The sequence below is a fragment of the Bartonella grahamii ATCC 700132 genome (assembly GCF_000518085.1).
In the GTDB taxonomy this organism is placed as follows: domain Bacteria; phylum Pseudomonadota; class Alphaproteobacteria; order Rhizobiales; family Rhizobiaceae; genus Bartonella; species Bartonella grahamii.
Map to the genome: position 1 here is coordinate 1 of NZ_JACX01000060.1, position 1,500 is coordinate 1,500.

Below are 1,500 nucleotides of genomic sequence, written 5' to 3' on the forward strand. Positions count from 1 at the left end.
CCCCTTAAGGCTGTTGCGTATTTATGCGTGCGCATGGTGGCGCGTAATCTATTTATTTGATCTCTTTATTTAATGCCTGTTTAAGAGTGTGAATGGTGCTGTTGATGTTCATCATTATTTGTAGGAGCAGCAATAAAAGCAGACTGTGAAGATAATTTAGAATCACATGATTGCGTCCTATAAAAAAACGAGAAAAAGTCTTCTGCCTTAATCGGTGCTCCAATTCTGTTGGCTTCATTCAAAAGAATTGGGATATGTTTTGTTGGAATTCTCCCACCAGTCCCACCTTTTGATATAGGACGGAGCCAGACATATACGCGTGTTCTATGCACCCCAAGCAACTGAGATACCCTACGAACCCCACCTAATAGATTTATTATTTCCGAAAATTGTTTCATAGCACATTATGTAGCGATTATAAAAACAATGTCAAGAAGGAAAATTAATAATGAAACCACATGTTGCTAAATTAGAAAATGACGATTGTATACAACGTACCTACAATAAAGATATGACAATAAGTATCTCACAATGGTTGCAAAATGCCTTATCTGAAGCTGGATTAAGCCAATCAGAGCTTTCAAGACAGCTAACCGCTTCTTTAGGTCGCTCGATAGATCGTGCTGCCGTCAATAAAATGCTAAAAGGAACAAGAGATATTTCTGCTCGAGAATTATTAGAAATATCAAAGCTTACAGGTGCTTCTATTCCTACTAATCACTTAGTTCCTTTGATTGGATCTGTAGGAGCCGGAGGAGAAATAATCGCAATAGATTCTGGTTGTCTAGAAGAAGTAGAAGCCCCGCCATCTGCTCCTAAAGGAACTGTTGCTGTTCGCGTGGTAGGTGATTCTATGTTTCCAGCCATTGAAGAAGGAAGCCTTCTTTTTTATTCCTATCATTTGCCACCAGAGGATCTTATTAACAACCGCGCCATCATAAAAACTAAATGTGGAAAAGTTTACATCAAAGTATTACGTCTCGGGAAAGAAAAAGGGAAATGGGTTTTATCCAGTATAAATGGAAAATATGCTGATATCGTAGATGTAGAATTAGAATGGTGCGCACCTATCGACTGGATTAAGCCAGCCAGAATATGAATTAATATTTTTATACTTCTCTTCAAGCAAGCCTTTAGTTTATTACTTTTAAAAAAAATTTTCAAAATCGCTACATTTTTTGTTGACTTTGTTTTCAAAATCGCTACATTGGTATTCATAAACCACGCACAAACAATCGCCAAGAGGCGTTAGGGAGGAAAAATTATGGATAAGCCAATTCTTATAAATTCCAATGAAATTTTATTAGTTGCCTACGATAAAGATCAACACATTGCAGAGTCTGGACCACTTGATGCAAGCCAAGTTCTAAAAATTATTGACGAGGCAGATGATGCAATCCAAATCTTTCGTATAAATCCTTCTGAGAATAATTGTGAAGATATCTCTGAAGAAATTGCAGAAGCATATGTAAAAGAAAATATCGAACATCTCCATGAGGA

Annotated in this window: 2 protein-coding genes and 1 pseudogene; 2 read left to right on the forward strand and 1 reads right to left on the reverse strand. The window is 36.9% G+C overall.

From position 1 onward, the window contains the following. Positions 1 to 80: 80 nt before the first annotated feature. The gene (locus U736_RS0108660; protein ID WP_026500682.1) at positions 81 to 398 is read right to left on the reverse strand and encodes a helix-turn-helix domain-containing protein; all 318 of its coding nucleotides are present in this window, start codon (positions 396 to 398) and stop codon (positions 81 to 83) included. A 50-nt stretch (positions 399 to 448) separates the two neighbouring features. On the opposite strand from U736_RS0108660, the gene U736_RS0108665 reads away from it, so the two are divergent. Further along, a complete protein-coding gene (locus tag U736_RS0108665; RefSeq protein ID WP_004854224.1) occupies positions 449 to 1,099 on the forward strand; it encodes a LexA family transcriptional regulator in 651 nt (216 codons plus the stop codon). A 165-nt stretch (positions 1,100 to 1,264) separates the two neighbouring features. After that, positions 1,265 to 1,500, forward strand: a pseudogene (locus U736_RS0108670) (hypothetical protein); the annotation flags it as partial.